This window comes from Streptomyces sp. MNU76 (genome assembly GCF_020982545.1).
Classification (GTDB): Bacteria; Actinomycetota; Actinomycetes; order Streptomycetales; family Streptomycetaceae; genus Streptomyces.
Genome location: NZ_JAJKLK010000001.1, coordinates 523999 through 543110, shown reverse-complemented (window position 1 = coordinate 543110; position 19112 = coordinate 523999). Strand labels below are relative to the sequence as shown.

14 protein-coding genes and 2 pseudogenes are annotated in these 19112 nt (G+C 70.1%); 8 read left to right on the top strand and 8 right to left on the bottom strand.

Features of this window, described 5'->3' with window-relative positions:
• Positions 1 to 463: 463 nt before the first annotated feature.
• The gene (locus E4N62_RS02375; protein WP_230211710.1) at positions 464 to 1666 is read left to right on the top strand and encodes an acyltransferase family protein; all 1203 of its coding nucleotides are present in this window, start codon (positions 464 to 466) and stop codon (positions 1664 to 1666) included.
• Positions 1667 to 1711: 45 nt separating this feature from the next.
• Here E4N62_RS02375 and E4N62_RS02370 read toward each other — a convergent pair.
• A pseudogene (locus E4N62_RS02370) lies at positions 1712 to 2154 on the bottom strand (HD domain-containing protein).
• 617 nt (positions 2155 to 2771) lie between these two features.
• A complete protein-coding gene (locus tag E4N62_RS02365; protein WP_230211709.1) occupies positions 2772 to 3944 on the bottom strand; it encodes a PP2C family protein-serine/threonine phosphatase in 1173 nt (390 codons plus the stop codon).
• Positions 3945 to 4169: 225 nt separating this feature from the next.
• Between E4N62_RS02365 and E4N62_RS02360 the strand changes: the two are divergent.
• A pseudogene (locus E4N62_RS02360) lies at positions 4170 to 5416 on the top strand (GNAT family N-acetyltransferase).
• A 25-nt stretch (positions 5417 to 5441) separates the two neighbouring features.
• On the opposite strand, the gene E4N62_RS02355 reads toward E4N62_RS02360, so the two are convergent.
• Complete coding sequence (locus E4N62_RS02355) at positions 5442 to 6293, bottom strand: Fpg/Nei family DNA glycosylase (RefSeq protein ID WP_230211708.1); 852 nt, start codon at positions 6291 to 6293, stop codon at positions 5442 to 5444.
• Positions 6294 to 6470: 177 nt separating this feature from the next.
• Positions 6471 to 6956, bottom strand: coding sequence for a ribose-5-phosphate isomerase (locus tag E4N62_RS02350; RefSeq protein ID WP_230211707.1), 486 nt, complete (start codon positions 6954 to 6956; stop codon positions 6471 to 6473).
• 376 nt (positions 6957 to 7332) lie between these two features.
• On the opposite strand from E4N62_RS02350, the gene E4N62_RS02345 reads away from it, so the two are divergent.
• A complete protein-coding gene (locus E4N62_RS02345; RefSeq protein WP_230211706.1) occupies positions 7333 to 8247 on the top strand; it encodes an amino acid permease in 915 nt (304 codons plus the stop codon).
• An 84-nt stretch (positions 8248 to 8331) separates the two neighbouring features.
• Here the strand turns inward: E4N62_RS02345 and E4N62_RS02340 are convergent, their stop codons facing one another.
• Both E4N62_RS02340 and E4N62_RS02335 read right to left on the bottom strand, forming a co-directional pair.
• Positions 8332 to 9150, bottom strand: a complete 819-nt coding sequence (locus E4N62_RS02340; protein ID WP_230211705.1) for a hypothetical protein — start codon at positions 9148 to 9150, stop codon at positions 8332 to 8334.
• 421 nt (positions 9151 to 9571) lie between these two features.
• On the bottom strand, positions 9572 to 10507 hold the full coding sequence (locus E4N62_RS02335) for a serine/threonine-protein kinase (protein ID WP_230211704.1): 936 nt from the start codon (positions 10505 to 10507) through the stop codon (positions 9572 to 9574).
• 216 nt (positions 10508 to 10723) lie between these two features.
• Here E4N62_RS02335 and E4N62_RS02330 point away from each other — a divergent pair, with 216 nt between their 5' ends.
• Positions 10724 to 11494: a cell wall protein gene (locus tag E4N62_RS02330; protein ID WP_230211703.1), complete on the top strand. Its 771-nt coding sequence runs from the start codon at positions 10724 to 10726 to the stop codon at positions 11492 to 11494.
• A gap of 186 nt (positions 11495 to 11680) precedes the next feature.
• On the opposite strand, the gene E4N62_RS02325 is transcribed toward E4N62_RS02330, so the two are convergent.
• Entirely contained in the window at positions 11681 to 12265 is a 585-nt protein-coding gene (locus E4N62_RS02325) for a biotin transporter BioY (RefSeq protein ID WP_230211702.1), read from the bottom strand.
• A 454-nt stretch (positions 12266 to 12719) separates the two neighbouring features.
• On the opposite strand from E4N62_RS02325, the gene E4N62_RS02320 reads away from it, so the two are divergent.
• The 3 genes from E4N62_RS02320 (at position 12720) to E4N62_RS02310 (ending at position 15341) form a co-directional block, all read left to right on the top strand.
• Complete coding sequence (locus tag E4N62_RS02320) at positions 12720 to 14105, top strand: amino acid permease (protein ID WP_230211701.1); 1386 nt, start codon at positions 12720 to 12722, stop codon at positions 14103 to 14105.
• A gap of 148 nt (positions 14106 to 14253) precedes the next feature.
• Positions 14254 to 14895 (top strand): superoxide dismutase, encoded by a 642-nt coding sequence (locus E4N62_RS02315; RefSeq protein WP_230211700.1) that lies wholly within the window; start codon positions 14254 to 14256, stop codon positions 14893 to 14895.
• 227 nt (positions 14896 to 15122) lie between these two features.
• Positions 15123 to 15341 (top strand): hypothetical protein, encoded by a 219-nt coding sequence (locus E4N62_RS02310; protein ID WP_230211699.1) that lies wholly within the window; start codon positions 15123 to 15125, stop codon positions 15339 to 15341.
• A 187-nt stretch (positions 15342 to 15528) separates the two neighbouring features.
• Here the strand turns inward: E4N62_RS02310 and E4N62_RS02305 are convergent, their stop codons facing one another.
• A complete protein-coding gene (locus E4N62_RS02305; protein WP_230211698.1) occupies positions 15529 to 16185 on the bottom strand; it encodes a DsbA family protein in 657 nt (218 codons plus the stop codon).
• A 176-nt stretch (positions 16186 to 16361) separates the two neighbouring features.
• Here E4N62_RS02305 and pepN point away from each other — a divergent pair, with 176 nt between their 5' ends.
• Positions 16362 to 18962 carry an aminopeptidase N gene (gene pepN, locus E4N62_RS02300; RefSeq protein WP_230211697.1) on the top strand — a complete coding sequence of 867 codons (2601 nt, stop codon included), beginning with the start codon at positions 16362 to 16364 and terminating at the stop codon, positions 18960 to 18962.
• Positions 18963 to 19112: the final 150 nt, after the last annotated feature.

Here is a 19112-nt window from a genome sequence, read left to right as displayed (position 1 = left end):
TCGACCACGGCACCGCACCCGCGCCACCCCGGTCCCCGGTCAACGGGAGGACCTCGGAGGTGAATTCGACGTGATCGTTTCCGTGCACACACAACCCGAGCGCAGGGAATTCGAATTGTTGCCACAGACACACCAAGGGGCCCACCCAGGACGGTAATTAACCGGACATTTCACCGGAGTCGCCTGCGCTCGCTATGCGCCATTTAGTCGGGATGAATGCGGACAGACAGGTGCAGTCCACGCGCCTTGGGGTGTACGGACGGTGATGCTCCGCGTGAGGCACACTTCACCGAATCCCGGGTACCCGTGAGTGACACGTACTCCTCAATACAGGATTCACGTCGGTGGTTTTACGAAATCGCACAGACAACGCTAGGGTGCCTCAGATGTTCACCGCTGCCTCGTCCCCCGCTTGCGCAGCGAGTGCTCGGACCGTCCCCCGGAGTTCCCGGCGGGAGGGTCCGTGACGAACTCGCTGCGACCGCACGACCGGTCCAGGGCGCCGCTCCCGCCGGCACAGTCACCACAGTCGCCGGCCGACGGAGTGCCGAGTCCGCGCTCGCTGAAGTCCTCGTCCCCTCACCCGACGCCGGGTGGCGCCTCCCCGGAGGCCAGACCGGCCAAACAGCGTGACGCGTTCTTCGACAACGCGAAGTACCTCGCCATCGTGTTCGTCGCGATGGGGCACGCGTGGGAGCCGCTGACCGATCACAGCCGCGCCGCCGAGGCGCTGTACATGGTCGTGTACACGTTCCACATGCCGGCCTTCATCATCATCTCCGGCTACTTCTCGCGCAGTTTCGACATGCGCCCCGACCGGCTCCGCCGGCTGATCACCGGCATCGCCGTGCCGTACGTCCTCTTCGAGATCGCGTACTCCTTCTTCAAGCGGTACGGCAACGACGACCCCTCGCATCCGATCAGCCTGCTCGACCCGTGGTACCTCACCTGGTTCCTGATCGCGCTGTTCGTGTGGCGGCTGACGACCCCGCTGTGGAAGGTGGTGCGCTGGCCGATCCCGGTGGCGCTCGGCATCGCGGCGCTCGCCTCCGTCTCGCCCGACATCGGCGACGACCTGGACCTGCAACGCGTCCTTCAGTTCCTGCCCTTCTTCGTCGTCGGTCTCTTCATGAAGCCCGCGCACTTCCAGTTCATGCGGCGCCGTGAGGTGCGGATGCTGTCCGTGCCGGTGGCGGCCGTCGCGCTGGCGATGGCGTACTGGGTGGGGCCGCACATGAACTCGGCGTGGTTCTACCACCGGGACAGCGCCCAGGAGCTGGGTGCGCCGTGGTGGGCCGGGGTCGTCATGACCTTCGCGCTCTTCGGCTGCTCCATGGTGCTCACCACCTGCTTCTTCGCCTGGGTGCCCCGGCGGAAGATGTGGTTCACCGTGCTGGGCGCGGGCACGCTCTACGGCTACCTGCTGCACGGGTTCCTCGCGAAGGGCTCGCGCTTCTGGGACTGGTACGACGCCAACGCGTGGGTGTACCAGCCGCTGGGCGAGCTGGTCGTCACGGTCTTCGCCGCGGCCGTCATCACCGTGCTGTGCACGCCGCCGGTGCAGCGGATGTTCCGGTTCGCCATGGAGCCGAAGATGGAGTGGGCGTTCAAGAGGGACGCCGCCGAGTTGGCTCGGGAGCGGGGGAAGGCCGGGGCCAAGGTCTAGCTCCCCCGGGCCGTTTCCCCTTCATCCCCGCTCTCGGCGGGTGCGTCACGTCGCCTCCTCGGCCGTCGGTTCGTCCGGCAGGCCGAGGAGGTTTCGCATGTGGGCGTACTTGGCGGTGAGGCGGGTGCGGGTGGGAGCGTCCAGGACGGCCAGGCGGGCGGGGTTCGCGTTGTGGGCCAGGTCGGACTGTTTGACCAGGAGGGCGCCGGGGGTGGTGAGGATGCGGGCGGCGTAGGCCTCCGGGGGTTCGCCGGGGTGTTTGGTGAGGGCCCGGACGATGGCCTTCGTGCGGGGCCAGGGGCGGTGGTCAGCCATTCCTCGGTGAGGGCGTGGTCCTCGATGGCGTCGTGCAGCCAGGCTGCGGCGATCTGGTCGGGGTCGCCGCCGCGGGTGGCTACGCCGTGGGCGACCGCCTGGAGGTGGTCGGTGTAGGGGTGGCCGGCCTTGTCTGTCTGGGTGGCGTGGGCGGTGCGGGCAAGGGTCTCCACTTCGGGGAGGGTGAGGTGGGTCGGGGCATCGTGGGGCTCCTTTGTGGGTTTGCGGGTTCGTGGGTCCGTGGGTCCGTTGGGTTTGTGATGGTTTGTCGGCTCGCGAGTTCGTTGGTTGCGGGCTTGGGGTCGCCCCGCCGCCCCTGCCCGTCCCGTCCTCCAGGGGCTGTGCCCCTTCGACCCCTGGGTGTGTGTGAGGGTTTGGGGTTCGGGGACGGGGTGGGGCGGGTGGGTGAGATTGGGGTGGGTATGGGTGGGGTGTTGGGTGCGGGTTCGTCGTGGTTGCTCGCGCAGTTCCCCGCGCCCGGAAGGGCGCGCGCAGGTCCCCTGCGGGCCGATACACGACGCTCGAACTCCACGGGCCGATCTGCGATGGGTCAAGCCCCGCTCCCGAGCCGATCGACGACGCTCAAACCCCCGTCCCCGCCTCCGGCCGATCGACGACGCTCAAACCCCGCCCCCGGGCCGATCGGCGACGGTCGCACCCTGCGGGTCGATCGGCGACGGCCGCACCCCTGCGGGTCGATCTGCTTCGGTCGAGTCCTCGCGCTGCTCGGCGGGCTGCGGCTTTCGTGTGGCGGCGTGGTTTGCGGGTCGGGGTGGGGCGGTGGGGCTCTCTACCTCGTCGGGGTGGGGCCTTCTCGGCAGATCAGCAGGAGGGCTCGGTCGTCGTTGACGTCCTTGGCCACCGCTTCGATCAGGTGCCAGGCCGCGCCGTGGAAGCCACCGGCGACGTAGCGGTCGGCCTCGCCCGTGAGGCGGTCGATGCCTTCGACGATGTCACGGTCGGACGTCTCGACGAGGCCGTCGGTGAAGAGCATCAGGACGTCGCCGGGGCGCAGGGAGCCCTTGACCGGGTCGAACTGGGCGCCGTCGTAGACGCCGAGGAGGGGGCCCTCGGCGGCCTTCTCCTCCCAGCGGCCGGTGCCGGCACTGAGTTGGAGGCCCGGCGGGTGGCCGGCGGAGAAGAGTTCGTAGTCGCCGGAGTCGAGGTCGAGGACGAGGTGGATGGATGTCGCGAAGCCCTCGTCCCAGTCCTGGCGCAGGAGGTAGCCGTTGGCCGCCGGGAGGAACGCGTGCGGGGGGAGCGAACCCAGCAGGCCGCCGAAGGCGCCGGAGAGCAGCAGGGCTCGGGAGCCCGCGTCCATGCCCTTGCCGGAGACGTCGGTGAGCACGACTTCCAGGGTGCGGCCGCCGTTCGTCCGGGCGGCCACGACGAAGTCGCCCGAGAACGACTGGCCGCCCGCCGGGCGCAGCGCCATCTCCCGGTGCCAACCGGTCGGCAGCTGCGGCAGCTTGCTCTGCACCCGGATGCGTTCGCGCAGGTCGAAGAGCATGGTGCCGCCGCGCCGCCAGGGGACGCCGACGCGGCTGCGGAACTGGGCGATGAGCAGACCGAAGAAACCGCAGGCGGCGACCACGAGCACGGTGCCGGGCGTCACGCGGGCCGGACCGTCGGTGTACGGGCCGAGCTTGACGGACTCCACGATGAGGGCCGTCGCGGCGGCGGCGTAGAGGCCGAGGAGGCTGGCGGGCCGGAGCAGCAGACCGCCGGCGACGATGGGGAGGACGAGGACGGCGGGTGAGAACCACACCTCGTTGATCATCGTGAGACAGGCGATCAGCGGGATCGTCAGCAGCAGACCGGCCAGGGCGATCCAGTCGGAGCCGTCCCCGCGGAAGTAGTCGACGGCGGATTTGCGCAGGCCGGTGCGGGCCCGGTGAACCAACTTCTTCATCCGGGCCGTGAGCGTATCGGCCGCCGCGCGCCGCTCTCGTCCTGCTGCCATTGTTCGGGACCTTATCCATCGGACCAGCCCCTGTGCACAGGAGGTCCTACTTGTCCCCCTTCCGAGGGCCGGTTCACGACGAATCTCACACAGATCTCACACCGGAACGCGTACTTCGGCCCCCGTGCGCCCTCCGTGCGGCACCTGGGAAGGATCCCACGTCGAACGGCGACGCGCGGGGCAAATTCGTTCGCTCGTACGGGATTGCCCTGCTAGGCATGGCGTATGACGACTGAGCTGCGGGCGCTGCGCAAAGAAGACTGGAACGTCTGGTACGACAACCTCGTCCGCGCCTTCGGCGGCACCCCCGAACCCCCCGAGGAACGGGAGTTGTGGAAGGCGCTCACCCCGTACGACCGCTCGATCGGTGTGTGGGACGGCGATCAATGCGTCGGCACGGCCGGGGCGTTCGACTTCCGGATGACGATGCCCGGGGGCGCGGTCGTCCCGACGGCGGGCGTCACGATGGTCGGCGTCGCGGCCACGCACCGGCGGCGCGGGGTGCTGACGGCCATGATGCGGCGGCAGTTGGACGACATCCGCTCCTGGGGCGAGCCGCTGGCCGTGCTGACGGCGTCCGAGCCGGTGATCTACGGCCGCTTCGGGTACGGCCAGGCCACGCATCGGCTCACCGCCGACATCGACACCACCCGGGTACGGCTGTCCGTGCCGCCCGGCACCGATGACGTACGGCTGCGGTACGCGGATCCGGTCGAGGTGCTCGACGTGTGCGAGGAGGTGTACGCCCGTCTGGTGCCGGAGCGGCCGGGGATGATGGAGCGGCGGCCCGGCTGGGAGCGGGTGGACCTGCTCGACACGGAGCGCCACCGGGAGGGGGCCTCGCCGTTGCAGTGCGTGGTGGCCGAGCGGGCGGGTGAGGGGACGGTTCCGGGGTCGTGGGGTACGCCCGTTTCCGGATCAAGTCCGACTGGGGGCACGCCGGGCCGGAGGGGGTCGTCCAGGTGAGTTCGCTGGAGGCCGTGGACCCCGCCGCGCGGGCCGCGTTGTGGCGGTTCCTCTTCGACATCGACCTGACGCGGTGCGTGGTGGCCCACCGGCTGCCGGTGGACGAGCCGGTGCTGCACCTGGTGTCGGACGTCCGCCGGTGCGGACTGCGGGTCAAGGACGATCTGTACGTGCGGCTCGTGGACGTCGGTGCCGCGCTGCGGGCGCGGACCTATCAGGCGCCGCTGGACGTCGTGTTCGAGGTCGAGGACGCCTTCTGCCCCTGGAACGAGGGACGTTGGCGGCTCACCGGCGACGTCAAGGGCGCGACCTGCGAGCGGACCGCCGACGCCGCCGATCTCTCCCTCTCCGTAAGGGAGTTGGGGGCGGCCTATCTGGGCGGGGTGAGCCTGGCCTCGCTGGGCGCGGCCGGGCTGGTGCGGGAACTGCGGGAGGGGTCGCTGGCGGAGGCGTCCACCGGCTTGCTGTCCTCGGGGCTCGCGCCCTGGCTGCCGCACGGGTTCTAGGGCGCCAGGGCAACAGCGCGCGGTATCAGCGGTGTTGGCAGGACGGGCACCAGAAGAGGTTGCGGGCGGCGAGATCGGCGGTGCGGATCTCGCCGCCACAGATGTGACAGGGCAGGCTCGCCCTGCGGTACACGTACACCTCACCCCCGTGGTCGTCGACGCGCGGCGGACGGCCCATCGCCTCCGGGAGGTGGTCGGGGCGGACCGTGTCGATGCGGTTGTGGCGTACGCCCTCGCGCATCAGGGCGACGAGGTCGGCCCAGATCGCGTCCCACTCCGCCGGGGTGATGTCCCTGCCCGCGCGGTAGGGGTCGATGCCGTGCCGGAAGAGGACCTCCGCGCGGTAGACGTTGCCGACGCCCGCGATGGCCTTCTGGTCCAGGAGGAGCGCGGCGATGGTCGTACGGCTGCGGGAGATCCGGGCGTACGCGCGGGCCGGGTCGGCGTCGGGGCGGAGCGGGTCCGGGCCGAGGCGGGCGTGTACGGCCTGTTTCTCGGCGTCCGTGATGAGGGCGCAGGTCGTGGGGCCCCGTAGGTCCATGTACGACGTGTCGTTGCGCAGCCGGAGGCGGACGGTGTCCGTGGGCGGGGGCGCGGGGGCCGGACCGAAGGTGACCTTGCCGAAGAGGCCGAGGTGGATGTGGACGCGTTCCTCGGCGGCCGCGTCGCCGAAGTGCAGGAAGAGGTGCTTGCCGTGGGCCTCGGCCGCGTGGAGGGGGGTGCCGGTGAGGAGGGCGGCGGCGTCGGCGAACTTGCCCTGGGGGCTGGTGACGTGGACGTTCCGGCCGACGCCGTGGCCTTCGGGGCCGTCGCCCTCCGGGCCGAAGTGGGTGCGGCAGTCTTCGGCGAGGCGGTGGATGGTGTGCCCCTCCGGCACGGGGTCCTCCGGGGGTTCGGCAGGGGTGGGGGTGGTTGGGGGTGCGTCGTCGGGTGCGGGTGCGTGGGGGTTGCTCGCGCAGTTCCCCGCGCCCCTGAAAAGCAGGGGCTGCGCCCCCTGCTTTTCAGCCCACAGCCCCGTCGGCTGCGCAGCCGACGGGGTCTGCTTGCCCGGTGACTACGGCTGCGGGTGGTGCGGCGGGATCGGCGGCAGGTCGCCCGTCGTCTCGTAGGACGCCAGCATGTCGATGCGGCGGATGTGACGCTCGTCACCGGAGAACGGCGTGTCGAGGAAGGTCTCGACGAACTTGGTCGCGTCCTCCTCGGAGTGCATCCGGGCGCCGACAGCGACGACGTTCGCGTTGTTGTGCTCACGGCCCAGCGCGGCCGTCTCGGCGCTCCACGCGAGGGCCGCGCGGACGCCGGCCACCTTGTTCGCGGCGATCTGCTCGCCGTTGCCCGAGCCGCCGATGACGACGCCGAGGGACCCGGGGTCCGCGGCCGTACGCTCCGCCGCGCGGAGGCAGAACGGCGGGTAGTCGTCCTGGGCGTCGTAGATGTGGGGCCCGCAGTCGACGGGCTCGTGGCCGGCGGCCTTCAGCCACTCGACGAGGTGGTTCTTGAGTTCGTATCCGGCGTGATCCGAGCCGAGGTAGACGCGCATGGTCCGAGTGTGACACGCGTGTTTCGGCGCGGCACGACGGGGTGCAGGACCAGGAAACGTGAGCTGAACCACGGAACCTTAAGTAAATCTCAAGTAAAGTTCTGAATTCAAAGGTTCAGGATTCCTTTCACCTTCGATTCGCCGGATCGATCTTTACAGCGGTCCATCCGGCCCCAGCTGTGCACTCCCGTCTCCCGCTCTGACGGGAGTCGATCGGGTGGACCTCGGGCAGACGCACGGAAGCCCCCACAACGGCGCAAAGGAAACCTCCCCCCATGCCCTCCCAGCCGACTCTGTCGGACCAGGCAGACACCCCAGGCTCGGCCTCTCCCCCTCCCCCGGTCTGCACGCCGGCCTCAAGAGCCGTCATCTGTGGATGATCGCCATCGGTGGTGTCATCGGCGCCGGTCTCTTCGTCGGGTCCAGTTCCGGCATCGCCACGGCCGACCCCGGCATCCTGCTGTCGTACGCGCTCGTGGGCACGATGGTGGTGCTGGTGATGCGGATGCTCGGTGAGATGTCCGCCGCCAACCCGACCTCGGGTTCGTTCTCCGCCCACCCGCAGAAGGCGGTGACAAAGTCCACCAACAGCATCATCTGGCGGATCGGCGTCTTCTACCTCGGCTCGATCTTCGTCGTGGTGACCCTGCTCCCGTGGAACGACCCGTCGATCAAGGAGAAGGGCTCCTACGTGGCCGCCCTGGACTCCCTCGGCATCGCGCACGCCGGGCAGATCATGAACTTCATCGTGCTGACCTCGGTGCTGTCCTGTCTCAACTCCGGTCTCTACACCGCGTCGCGGATGGCGTTCTCGCTCGGGACGCGCGGGGACGCGCCGCGCTCGTTCGGCCGTACGAACGCGCGGGGTGTGCCGATGGCGGCCATCCTGTCCTCGGTGGTGTTCGGGTTCGTCGCGGTCATCTTCAACTACCTCTTCCCCGAGGGTGTCTTCCTCTTCCTGGTCAACTCCTCCGGTGCGGTCTCCCTGTTCGTGTGGCTCGTCATCTGCTTCTCCCAGCTGCGGATGCGGCGGATCATCGAGCGGGAGACGCCGGAGAAGCTCGTCGTGAAGATGTGGCTGTACCCGCATCTGACGTGGGCCACCATCGGGCTGATCCTCTTCGTCCTCGGCTACATGCTCACCGACACCGAACACGGCAACCGCGAGATCCTGTTGCTGTCGCTGCTGGTCGCGGCGGTCGTGGTCGGCATCGCGCTCGTGAAGGAGAAGGTCGGTGGCGGGAAGTCCGCCGCCGGGTCCGCCGAGAAGGTGTCCGACACGGTGAGTTGACAGTGACCGGCTCGTAGGTCCGGACAAGGGTCCGGTGGTGGTTCTTCCGCCGCCGGGCCCTCTTTTTCGTGCCCACGGTGGGATCTACAGCGGAGTGAAGCTCTCCTCGACCTTCTCGTAGATCGGGAGGGCGCGGTCCTCGATGTCGGGGTGGTACCAGGTGGTCAGCTGGTACGACTTGCCGCCGGTGTTGAAGCCCAGGGAGCGGACGTGCCAGGGCAGTTCCTGGGCGGTGACGGTGTACTCCCACACGACGGCGGGCCTGCCACGGAACTCCGTCTCCTCCAGGCGGATCCGCTGGTATCCCGGCCCCTCGCTGGTGCTCTTCTCCTTCTTCCGCCACTGCTCCAGCAGGTCACCGCGCGCGAGCGAGGCCTTGCCGACGATCTCCTGCCGGGCGTCCGGCGCGGTGTAGTGCACCTCCGCGCCGGCGTGCACCTCCCGGGAGAAGCCGTCGGGCGGGACCCAGGCGAACACACCGGCCTCCGTGCGGGCGCCCGGCGGCAGCTTCGGTGGCCGGGACGTGCCGGCGACGGTGGGGGACGGGGAGGAGGCGGAGGGCGAGGCCGTCGTCGACGACGACGCCTTGTCGTCTTTGCCTCCCTTGTCGTCGGGCGAGCCGTTCACCGCCGGTACGACGACCGCGGCCACGGCGGCGGTCACGGCCACGGCGGCGGCAGCGACGAGGCCGATACGGCGGTTGCGCCGGCGGCGGCCTCGGGGCTCGTGGGACCGTCCGGCTCCGTATGCCGGGACGGCACGGGCGGGCCGGGCAGTTCGCCGGGCGGCATGGGGGTGGGAGTGGGCGGGGGTGTCGTGTGGGGTGGGAGTCGAGGTGCGCCGGGGCCTGGTCGGTAGGTCGCTGTGGGTGGAGTGCTCGGGCGCCGGATCGGGGTCGGGCACGGGGAGACGGGGGTCTGCCGGGGGCTGAGATACGGGAGGGAGGGAGGGGTGGAGGGAGGGGTGCGGCGGAGGACGGGCGTGGTGGCTCGGTCGGGTTCCGGGGTGGAACGGGCTGTGGGGGTGCGGTGTGCTGGTGGAGTCGGGTGGGGTGCGGGCGGGGGTGTCGTGCGGGGAAGGGGGCGTCGCTTCCGCCTCCCGCTTCGGGGCGGGGCCGGTCGGCGGTCGCCCGTTTCCGTCCGGCGGCCCCGGCCTCTCCTCGGGCGTCGGCATCGGCATCGGCATCAGAGGGCTCGCCGTCGGCTGGTCGGGGCCGGCGGCGACGGATGCCGCGCTGCCGGACACGGCGTCGGCCGACGCCGCGATGCCTGGTGCGGGGGCGTCCGGTGTGGTGGTGCCTGGTGCTGCGATGCCCGACTCCGCGTCATCGCGGCCCGCTTGGGCGTGGTCGGCTCCAGGGTCCCCCTGGGCCGGTTCCCTCGGCTCGCCGGTGGGCCGGGGTTCCTCCGACTCCGGCGGTGCCGGTTCCGTCGGCCCCCTGGCCGCCTGTGGGGAGGCCGCCGGGGGTGTGGTGACGGCACGCAGCGCCTCGATGAGACGGGGCAGGCCCGGTCGGGCCTCGGGGTCCTTGTCGAGGAGGGCGGCCAGGAGGTGCTGGAGGGGGCCCGCGGCGGCGGGGAGTTCGGGCTCCTCGTAGAGGACGGCGTGGAGGGTGGCGAGAGTGGTGGAGCGCGAGAAGGGGAACGTCCGCCGAGGGCCGCGCAGAGCGTGGCGCCGAGGACCAGAGGTCGGAGGGCGGGCCCTGGGGGCGGCCGGAGACCCGCTCGGGGGCCATGTAGTCGGGGGAGCCGACGAGCATGCCGGCCATGGTGAGGGCCTCGGCGTTCTGGATGGCGGCGATACCGAAGTCGGTGAGGACGGCCCGGTGGATGCCCGTACGCCTGATCAGGACGTTGGCCGGTTTGATGTCGCGGTGCAGGACGCCCTGGGCGTGCACCTGGCCCAGCGCGTCGACCAGTTCGAGGCCGATCCGGGCCGTGTCGTGCGCGTCCAGGGGACCGTCCTCCGCCACCAGCCGTTCCAGGGAGCGGCCGTCGACCAGTTCCATGACGATCCAGAGCCGCTCACCCGCGTCGACGACGTCGTAGACGCGTACGACGTTGGGATGGTCGATCCGGGCCGTGGCCCTGGCCTCGCGCAGGGTCCGCTCGCGCCGGGTGCGGCTGTCCTCCGGGTCCTGACCGTCGATACGCATTTCCTTGACGGCGACCTGCCGGTCGAGTATTTCGTCGGTGGCCCGCCAGACCCGCCCCATTCCGCCTTGACCGATGCATTCGACCAGCCGATAACGGTCGGCCACGACAAGACCAGGAACACCGCCCCGCGTCATTTCCGGCACCCCCATGCCCCCCTTCGACAACCCTTTCACAAATGACCGCACGCGCCTCAGAAGAACCACATCGTCGCGTATTGGTCACACTTCGTGCCGCACCAGCATAGTGCTGGGAAATCTTGTGGTACCTCTTCATAGGCCGTGAATTCAGGCACGGCCAGGGGGACGCAAGGGGGATGGAACATGAGTTCTCATCGTAAGACCGCCATCGCCGGATCGCTGCTCACCGCGTTGTTCACGTCGGTGATGATCCTCGGCTTCACGGCCTCGGCGGACGACGAGGGGGGATTGAGCAGTCATGGCGGAAAGACCGTGGACGCGGCACCGGCGGACGTGAAGCTCTCGACGCTGCTGTCCAAGGAGATCAAAGTCGACAACAAGTCCGGGGAAACCGATATCACCGGCGTCGTGAAGAACGAGGGAAGCAAGGCGAGTGGCGAAATCCGATTGCTCGTGGTCGGTTTCGACGGCATGACGGTCAAGAATGTCAAGGGTTGTTCGGCAATTCCGGAGGGGGATCTTCCCGACGGCTCGAACAGCGGTTTCGCGTGCGCGATCGACGATCTGGCGGCCGGAAAGTCGAAGACCTATGCGATCGACGCCACGTACGACCTGAGCAAGCAGGGCAAGATCTGTCTGCCGGTGCAGAACGCCGACGGGTCGAAGACGTACTGGCAGCAGGGGCCGGTCCCGTTCGGTACGACCAACCAGGCACCGAACGAGCCCGCGACCCCGCTGCTCCTCGGCACCGACAACGGTCCGGTCACCCCCGGCGGCGGAGACGATGACGGGGGCAGCGGCGGTGGCGGCGGGAAGGACGACATGCCGGACGAGCTGCCGCAGACCGGTCCGGCCGACCGGGTGCTGCCGCTGGGCCTGGCGGGCGCCGCGCTCGTCTCCGCCGGTGCGGCGGGCCTGCGGTGGAACCAGCGGCGGGCCCGGCAGGAGTCCTGACCCGGGAGGCCCGAACACGGGAAGCGCGTACGTCCGAACACAGGTGCCGCGCACGCAAGAACACAGTTGGCGCGCACGCATGAATGCCGAAGAGGCTCGCCGTGGTGCGGTCGGTGGACGGCGACCCGGCGAGCCTCTTCGGGGGCGGCGCCCGCTCAGTGGCGGGGCGTCACCTGTGTCACTTCTTCAGCTCTTCAGCAGTTTCCACGCCGTCGGCAGCAGCCCCATGGCCAGTACGACCTTGAGGGCGTCGCCGATCAGGAAGGGGGTGAGGCCGAGCGCGACGGCGGAGGAGAGGCTGATGTCGGCGGTGGCCGCGAGGTACGGGACGCCGACGGCGTAGATGATCGCCTCGCCGACGAGCATCGTGCCGGCCGTCCGCAGCGTGGAGCGGTCGCCGCCGCGACGGGCCAGGGCGCCCACGGCGGCGACCGCCAGGACCATCCCGAGGATGTAGCCGAAGGAGACGCCGACGCCGGACGTGCCGTTGGCGAACCACGGCACACCGGCGAGGCCGGCCAGCGCGTACAGGGCGAGGGCGGCGACACCGCGGCCCGCGCCGAGGGTGGTGCCGACGAGCAGGGCCGCGAAGGTCTGGCCGGTGACCGGGACCGGCGAACCCGGCACGGGCACCGCGATCTGGGCGGCGAGCCCGGTGAGCGCGGCACCGCCCACCACGAGCGCGATGTCGCGGGCGCGGGCGCCGGTGAAGGGCAGACGGTCGGCGAGGACCTCGCCGGGGCGGGCTGACGTGGCGACGGCGGTGCTCATGTTGGGGCTCACTCCGGCGGGTGACGGGGGCGGGGACACGGTGACGCTATCCCAGCCGACTCGGGCCGGACATCATCAGCGCTCGACAAAGGCATGAACGACGGCTTGGTTGACTTCGAACAAAGGGTGCTGGTTACACCCGGTACGGCGTGACACCGGTCACTGAGGTGAAGCCGCTTGGTGCCTGACGGGGCGTCGACTCGAATCTGTAGGGTTTCACCAATCGGGTCGACGGGGTGCACAGGTGCCGCCTCGCCCGTCGTTCGCCGTCCGGGCAGCGGTGGGCTCCGTCTTGCCGACTTCGGACGCATGGTTGCCCAGGCCCGGTACGTAGCCGCGCAGCCACCTGCCGTATCGGTCGCGTCCGGATAGCGGACAGTCCCTCCGTGCGCGTGGAGGGGCTGTTCAGACTGTCGGCGTTTTTGCCGTCTCACGCATTGGACGAACCCCGCCCATGCCCAGCACCTCCGTCAAGGCTCCACAAGAGTCCGACGCGTCCCTGTCCCACGGCCTCAAGCAGCGTCACCTGTCGATGATCGCCCTCGGCGGTGTGATCGGCGCGGGCCTCTTCGTCGGGTCGGGGGCGGGCATCGCCGCCGCCGGTCCCTCGATCGTCCTCGCGTACGCGCTCTCCGGGCTCCTCGTCATGCTGGTGATGCGGATGCTCGGCGAGATGTCCGCCGCGTATCCCTCCTCGGGTTCCTTCTCCGCGCACGCCGAACGCGCCATCGGTCCGTGGGCGGGCTTCACGGCCGGCTGGTCGTTCTGGGTGCTGCTCTGCACGGCCGTCGGCCTGGAGGGCATCGGCGCCGCGAAGATCGTGACGGGGTGGCTGCCGGGGACGCCCGAGTGGGCCTGGGTGGCGCTGTTCATGCTGGTGTTCCTGGGCACCAATCTGGCCGCCGTGAAGAACTTCGGCGAGTTCGAGTTCTGGTTCGCCGCGTTGAAGGTCGGCGCGATCTCCCTGTTCCTGGTGCTGGGCGTGTTGGCCGTCGCCGGTGTCCTGCCCGGCACCGAAGCGCCCGGCCTCGCCAACCTGACCGGCGAGGACGGTCTGCTGCCGGGCGGCTCGGACGGCCTGGTCATCGGCCTGCTGGCGTCGATCTTCGCGTACGGCGGTCTGGAGACCGTGACGATCGCGGCGGCCGAGTCCGAGGACCCGGTGAAGGGCGTGGCCACGGCGGTCCGTACGGCGATGTGGCGCATCGCCCTCTTCTACATCGGCTCCATGGCGGTCATCGTCACCCTCGTCCCGTGGGACTCCAAGGAGGTCGTGGAGAAGGGCCCGTACGTCGCCGCCCTCGACCACCTGGGGATCCCCGGCGCCGGTCAGGTGATGAACGTGGTCGTACTGGTGGCCCTGCTGAGCGCGATGAACGCCAACATCTACGGCTCCTCCCGGATCGCGTACTCCCTGGTGGCGCGCGGGCAGGGCCCGCAGGCGATCGGCCGGGTGTCGGGCGGGGTCCCGCGGATCGCGGTCCTGGCCTCCAGCGTCTTCGGCTTCCTCTGCGTCCTGCTCAGCTACTGGCGCCCCGACGACGTATTCCCCTGGCTGCTGAACATGATCGGGGCGGTCGTCCTCGTCGTCTGGATCCTCATCGCCGTCTCCCAGTTGCTCCTGCGCCGCCGTATCGAGCGGGAGGCCCCGGAGCGGCTGGTCGTGCGGATGTGGGCGTTCCCGTGGCTGACCTGGGTGGCGCTCGCGGGGATGGCCGCCGTGTTCGTCCTCATGGCCCGGGAGCCGGGGACGCGGACGCAGTTGTACTGGACCGGCGGGATGACGCTGATCCTGGCGGCGGTCGGGTACGCCCGGCAGCGGGCGCGCGCCGCGCGCTGATCCGGCTCGCACTTCAGGGCCCTCGCGCGGAGGACGGACGGTCGGTTCGCGCGAGGGCCCTTTGGCGCGCCCGGGCAGGCCCCTACAGTCTCTTGCTGCTAGCGTGCACTTGCAAGTACTTTGCAATAAGAGGTCGGAGGGGACCCCCATGCCCGTCTACACGCTTCCCGAACTGCCGTACGACTACGCGGCGCTGGCACCCGTGATCAGCCCCGAGATCATCGAGCTGCACCACGACAAGCACCACGCGGCCTACGTCAAGGGAGCCAACGACACCCTGGAGCAGCTGGCCGAGGCGCGGGACAAGGAGACCTGGGGGGCGATCAACGGCCTGGAGAAGAACCTGGCTTTCCACCTCTCCGGCCACATCCTGCACTCGATCTACTGGCAGAACATGACCGGCGACGGCGGCGGGGAGCCCCTGGAGAAGGACGGCGTCGGCGAGCTGGCGGACGCCATCGCCGAGTCCTTCGGCTCCTTCGCGGGCTTCAAGGCCCAGTTGACCAAGGCCGCCGCGACCACCCAGGGCTCGGGCTGGGGCGTGCTGGCCTACGAGCCGCTGAGCGGGCGGCTGGTCGTCGAGCAGGTCTACGACCACCAGGGCAACGTCGGCCAGGGATCGACCCCGATCCTGGTCTTCGACGCCTGGGAGCACGCCTTCTACCTTCAGTACAAGAACCAGAAGGTCGACTTCATCGACGCCATGTGGGCCGTCGTGAACTGGCAGGACGTGGCCCGCCGTTACACGGCGGCCCGGTCCCGCGCGGATGTGCTGCTGCTGACCCCCTGAGCCGGCGGCCGAGACGCCCTGCTCGTGATCGTCTTCTCAACCTTCACCGGGCAGGCGGGAAAAGGGAGAACCCCCGCGAGGACGTGACTCGCGGGGGTTCTCGCCCTCCGGGCCGCCGGAACACGCCACGGCGGGACGCATTCCGGTCTGACCGCTTCCTCGGCTTTCGCCCTATGCTCCCGTTTCCGGCCGGATTACCGATCCGGCGGACCGGACCGGGAGGTCGCGTGGACACGAGCTACAAGCACTGCCCGCCGTGCGGTGGCGGCAAGCCCCTGCCGTTCTACAAGGCGGACAAGGAAGTACGGCAGTACCTGGAGTCGCTGGGCAAGAACCCGGCCGGCTGGTGGCGCTGCGGCAACCGCGGCGAGAAGGGCCGCTGCCTCTTCGTCCAGCCGTACGGCAACCAGAGCGAGGGCCTGACCCTGCCCGAGTCCTTCCGGTGAGCTTCTCCCGGTACTACGGCACCACCAGTCACCGAAGGGCGACTGAGCCGACGGCCACCTACGGCGAGTGAGCCGAAGGGGCGCGCCTGTGTCGAGACGGCGAACGCGCGCAGGCCCCGACGAAGGAGGGGTCGAGCACGATCGTCGTCTCGACACAGGCACGAGCGCCCCGGAGGCGAACCGAGCCCTAAGAAAGCAGGTTGCTGAAGTCCGGGCCCTTGGTGCGGGTGCGCTTGATCTCGTAGAAGCCGGGGACCGACGCGACGAGGAGGGTGCCGTCCCAGAGCCGGGCGGCCTCCTCCCCCTTCGGCGCGGGGGTGACGACCGGCCCGAAGAAGGCGATCTGCTCGCCGTCGGCGCCGGGGACGGCGATGACGGGGGTGCCGACGTCCTGGCCGACCTTGTCGATGCCCTCCTTGTGGGAGGCGCGCAACTCGGCCTCGTACGGGGTGTCGTCCCAGTGGTCCATGAGGGACTCGGGCAGGCCGACGTCCTTCAGCGCGGCGGCGACCGTCTCCTTCTCGGGGCCCTCCCCCTGGTTGTGGATCCGGGTGCCGAGCGCGGTGTAGAGGTCGCCGAGCACCTCGGGACCGTGCTCCTGCTGGGCGGCTATCACGATCCGCACCGGGCCCCAGGCCTTGGTGGCCAGCAGCTCGCGGTACTCCTCGGGCAGCTCGTCGATCTTGGGCTCGTTGAGGACCGCGAGGCTCATCACATGCCAGCGGACCTCGATGTCCCGCACCTTCTCCACCTCCAGGACCCAGCGCGAGGTCATCCAGGCCCAGGGGCACAGCGGGTCGAACCAGAAGTCGACAGGGGTCTTGCCGGAGGTCTGCTCGGACATGGTTCTCCTCGAAAGGGCTTGAAGGGGCTTGAAAGGGCTACGAAGGCGGAGTCGTGCGGGCTCGGTCCACCGGGCAACAAACCCGGCAACACCGAGGACCGCCCCGGCCATTCCCGCGGTGCATGGCAGGATCAGGCTGTCCGCATACTGAACACCACCCCGAGGGAGTGCCGCCCGTGCCCGGTGAGAATCTGACCCGTGACGAGGCCCAGGAGCGGGCCGCGCTGTTGTCCGTCGACGGTTACGAGGTCTCCCTCGACCTGCGGTCCGCCATCGGGGAGTCCGGTGACCTCGCCGGCGAACCGCGTACGTTCCGGTCGGTGACGACCATCCGCTTCCGGTGCGCCGACCCGGGCGCCACGAGCTTCGCCGATCTGGTCGCGCCGCGTGTGACGGCCGTCTCCCTCAACGGCAAGGACCTCGACCCGAGCGAGGTCTTCGACGGCTCCCGGATCACCCTCGACGACCTGGCCGCCGAGAACGAGCTGGTGGTCGACGCCCAGTGCGCCTACTCCCGCACCGGCGAGGGCATGCACCGCTTCGTCGACCCCGAGGACGGCGAGGTCTACCTCTACACGCAGTACGAGCCGGCCGACTCACGCCGCGTCTTCGCCAATTTCGAGCAGCCGGACCTCAAGGCCCCGTACCGCTTCGAGGTGCGCGCGCCCGAGGGCTGGGTCGTGTGGAGCAACGGGGTCGGCGAACGCACGGACGGGGTGTGGCGGTTCGCGGAGACCAAGCCGATCTCGACGTACATCACGGCGGTCGTCGCGGGCCCGTACCACTATGTGACGGACACCTACGAGCGGGTCTTCGAGGACGGTACGCGGCTGGAGATCCCTCTCGGCGCGATGTGCCGCAAGGGTCTCGCGCCCTACTTCGACTCCGACGACGTCTTCGAGATCACCAAGCAGGGGCTGGACTTCTTCCACGACCACTTCGACTACCCGTACCCGTTCGGGAAGTACGACCAGGCGTTCGTGCCCGAGTACAACCTCGGCGCGATGGAGAATCCCGGACTGGTCACCTTCCGGGAGGAGTTCATCTTCCGCGGCAAGGTCACCCGGGCGTCGTACGAGCGGCGGGCCAACGTCGTCCTGCACGAGATGGCGCACATGTGGTTCGGCGACCTGGTGACCATGGTGTGGTGGGACGACCTGTGGCTGAAGGAGTCCTTCGCGGACTTCATGGGCTCCTTCTCGATGGTGGAGGCCACCCGTTTCACCAACGGCTGGGTCACGTTCGCCAACAACCGCAAGTCCTGGGCGTACCGAGCCGACCAGCTGCCCTCCACCCACCCGATCACGGCCGACATCCGTGACCTGGAGGACGCCAAGCTCAACTTCGACGGGATCACCTACGCCAAGGGCGCGTCCGTGCTGAAGCAGCTGGTGGCGTACGTGGGGCGCGAGGCGTTCCTGGAGGGCGCCCGGCGCTACTTCAAGCGGAACGCGTACGGCAACACGAAGCTGGGCGACCTGCTGTCGGTGCTGGAGGAGACCAGCGGCCGGGACATGGCGTCCTGGTCGCGGGCCTGGCTGCAGACGGCGGGGGTCAACTCCCTCACTCCGCAGGTGCTCCTGGACGCCGAGGGCCGGATCGACGAGCTGGCGGTGGTGCAGGAGGCGGCGGAGTCGCATCCGGAGCTGCGGCCGCACCGGGTGGCGATCGGTCTGTATCGGCGTACGGACGCGAACGGCGAGGGCGGCTCCGGCGCGCTGGAGCGGTACGCGCGCGCCGAGGTGGATGTCAACGGGCCGCGTACGGTCGTGGCCGAGCTGGCGGGGGCCGAGGCGCCCGCGCTGGTGCTGGTCAACGACGACGACCTGACGTACTGCAAGATCCGGTTCGACGCGGCGTCGCTGGACACGCTGCGGGCCGGGCTCGGGGACATCACCGATCCGCTGGCGCGGGCGCTGTGCTGGTCGGCGCTGTGGAACCTGACGCGGGACGCGCTGCTGCCGGCGCGGGACTTCGTGGACCTCGTGCTGCGTTTCGCCGGGCGGGAGTCCGACATCGGGGTGCTGCAGATGCTGCACGCGTGGGCGGGCTCGGCGCTGACGCACTACGCGGCGCCCCAGTGGCGGGAGACCGGGGGCCGGCTGCTCGCGGAGGGTGCGCTGCGGGAGCTGCGGGCCGCCGAGGCGGGGAGCCAGCACCAGCTGACGTGGACCCGGTTCTTCGCGTCGGTGGCGTCGGACGAAGCCGAACTTACGGTGCTGCAGGGGCTGTTGAACGGCAGCGAGAAGGTCGACGGGCTGGAGGTCGACCAGGAGCTGCGGTGGGCCTTCCTGGAGCCGCTGGCGACGCACGGGGTCGCCGACGAGGGCGCCCTGGCCGCCGAGTTGGCGCGGGACGACACGGCCTCCGGGAAGCGGCATCAGGTGCGGTGCCTGGCGGCGCGGCCGTCCGCCGCGGTCAAGGCGCAGGCGTGGGCGTCGGTCGTGCAGTCGGACAAGTTGTCCAACGCGTTGGTCGAGGCGACGATCGCGGGGTTCGCGCGGCCGTCGCAGCGGGAGTTGACGGCTCCGTACGCGGTGAAGTATTTCGAGGTGATCGAGCGGGTGTGGGCCGAGCGGTCCATCCAGATCGGGATGGACGTGGTGCGAGGGCTGTTCCCCTCGCTCCAGGACTCGCCGGGGACGCTGGAGGCGACGGACGCGTGGCTCGCCTCGCACGAGTCGGCGCCGCCGGCGCTGCGGAGGCTGGTGATCGAGGCCCGGGACGACCTGGCCCGAGCGCTGCGGGGTCAGGAGTGTGACGCGGCGGCGGGATAACTGCCACGAGGGCGTGACCCTTTGAGGGGCGCGGGGAACTGCGCGAGCAGCCCCCGCGGCCCCGCGGCCCCGCGGCCGCCCGAGTGCACGCGCCCCGCGCTCATGGGCGCCGGGCCCGGTTCAAGGTTACGAAATTCGGGTAATCAGAGC

Excerpts from the sequence above, each read along its gene's own strand:
- E4N62_RS02365 (WP_230211709.1), bottom strand. The coding sequence starts at position 3,944 with ATGGCAGCAGGACGAGAGCGGCGCGCGGCGGCCGATACGCTCACGGCC.
- E4N62_RS02350 (WP_230211707.1), bottom strand. The coding sequence starts at position 6,956 with ATGCGCGTCTACCTCGGCTCGGATCACGCCGGATACGAACTCAAGAAC.
- E4N62_RS02345 (WP_230211706.1), top strand. The coding sequence starts at position 7,333 with ATGATCGCCATCGGTGGTGTCATCGGCGCCGGTCTCTTCGTCGGGTCC.
- E4N62_RS02330 (WP_230211703.1), top strand. The coding sequence starts at position 10,724 with ATGAGTTCTCATCGTAAGACCGCCATCGCCGGATCGCTGCTCACCGCG.
- E4N62_RS02325 (WP_230211702.1), bottom strand. The coding sequence starts at position 12,265 with ATGAGCACCGCCGTCGCCACGTCAGCCCGCCCCGGCGAGGTCCTCGCC.
- E4N62_RS02320 (WP_230211701.1), top strand. The coding sequence starts at position 12,720 with ATGCCCAGCACCTCCGTCAAGGCTCCACAAGAGTCCGACGCGTCCCTG.
- E4N62_RS02315 (WP_230211700.1), top strand. The coding sequence starts at position 14,254 with ATGCCCGTCTACACGCTTCCCGAACTGCCGTACGACTACGCGGCGCTG.
- E4N62_RS02305 (WP_230211698.1), bottom strand. The coding sequence starts at position 16,185 with ATGTCCGAGCAGACCTCCGGCAAGACCCCTGTCGACTTCTGGTTCGAC.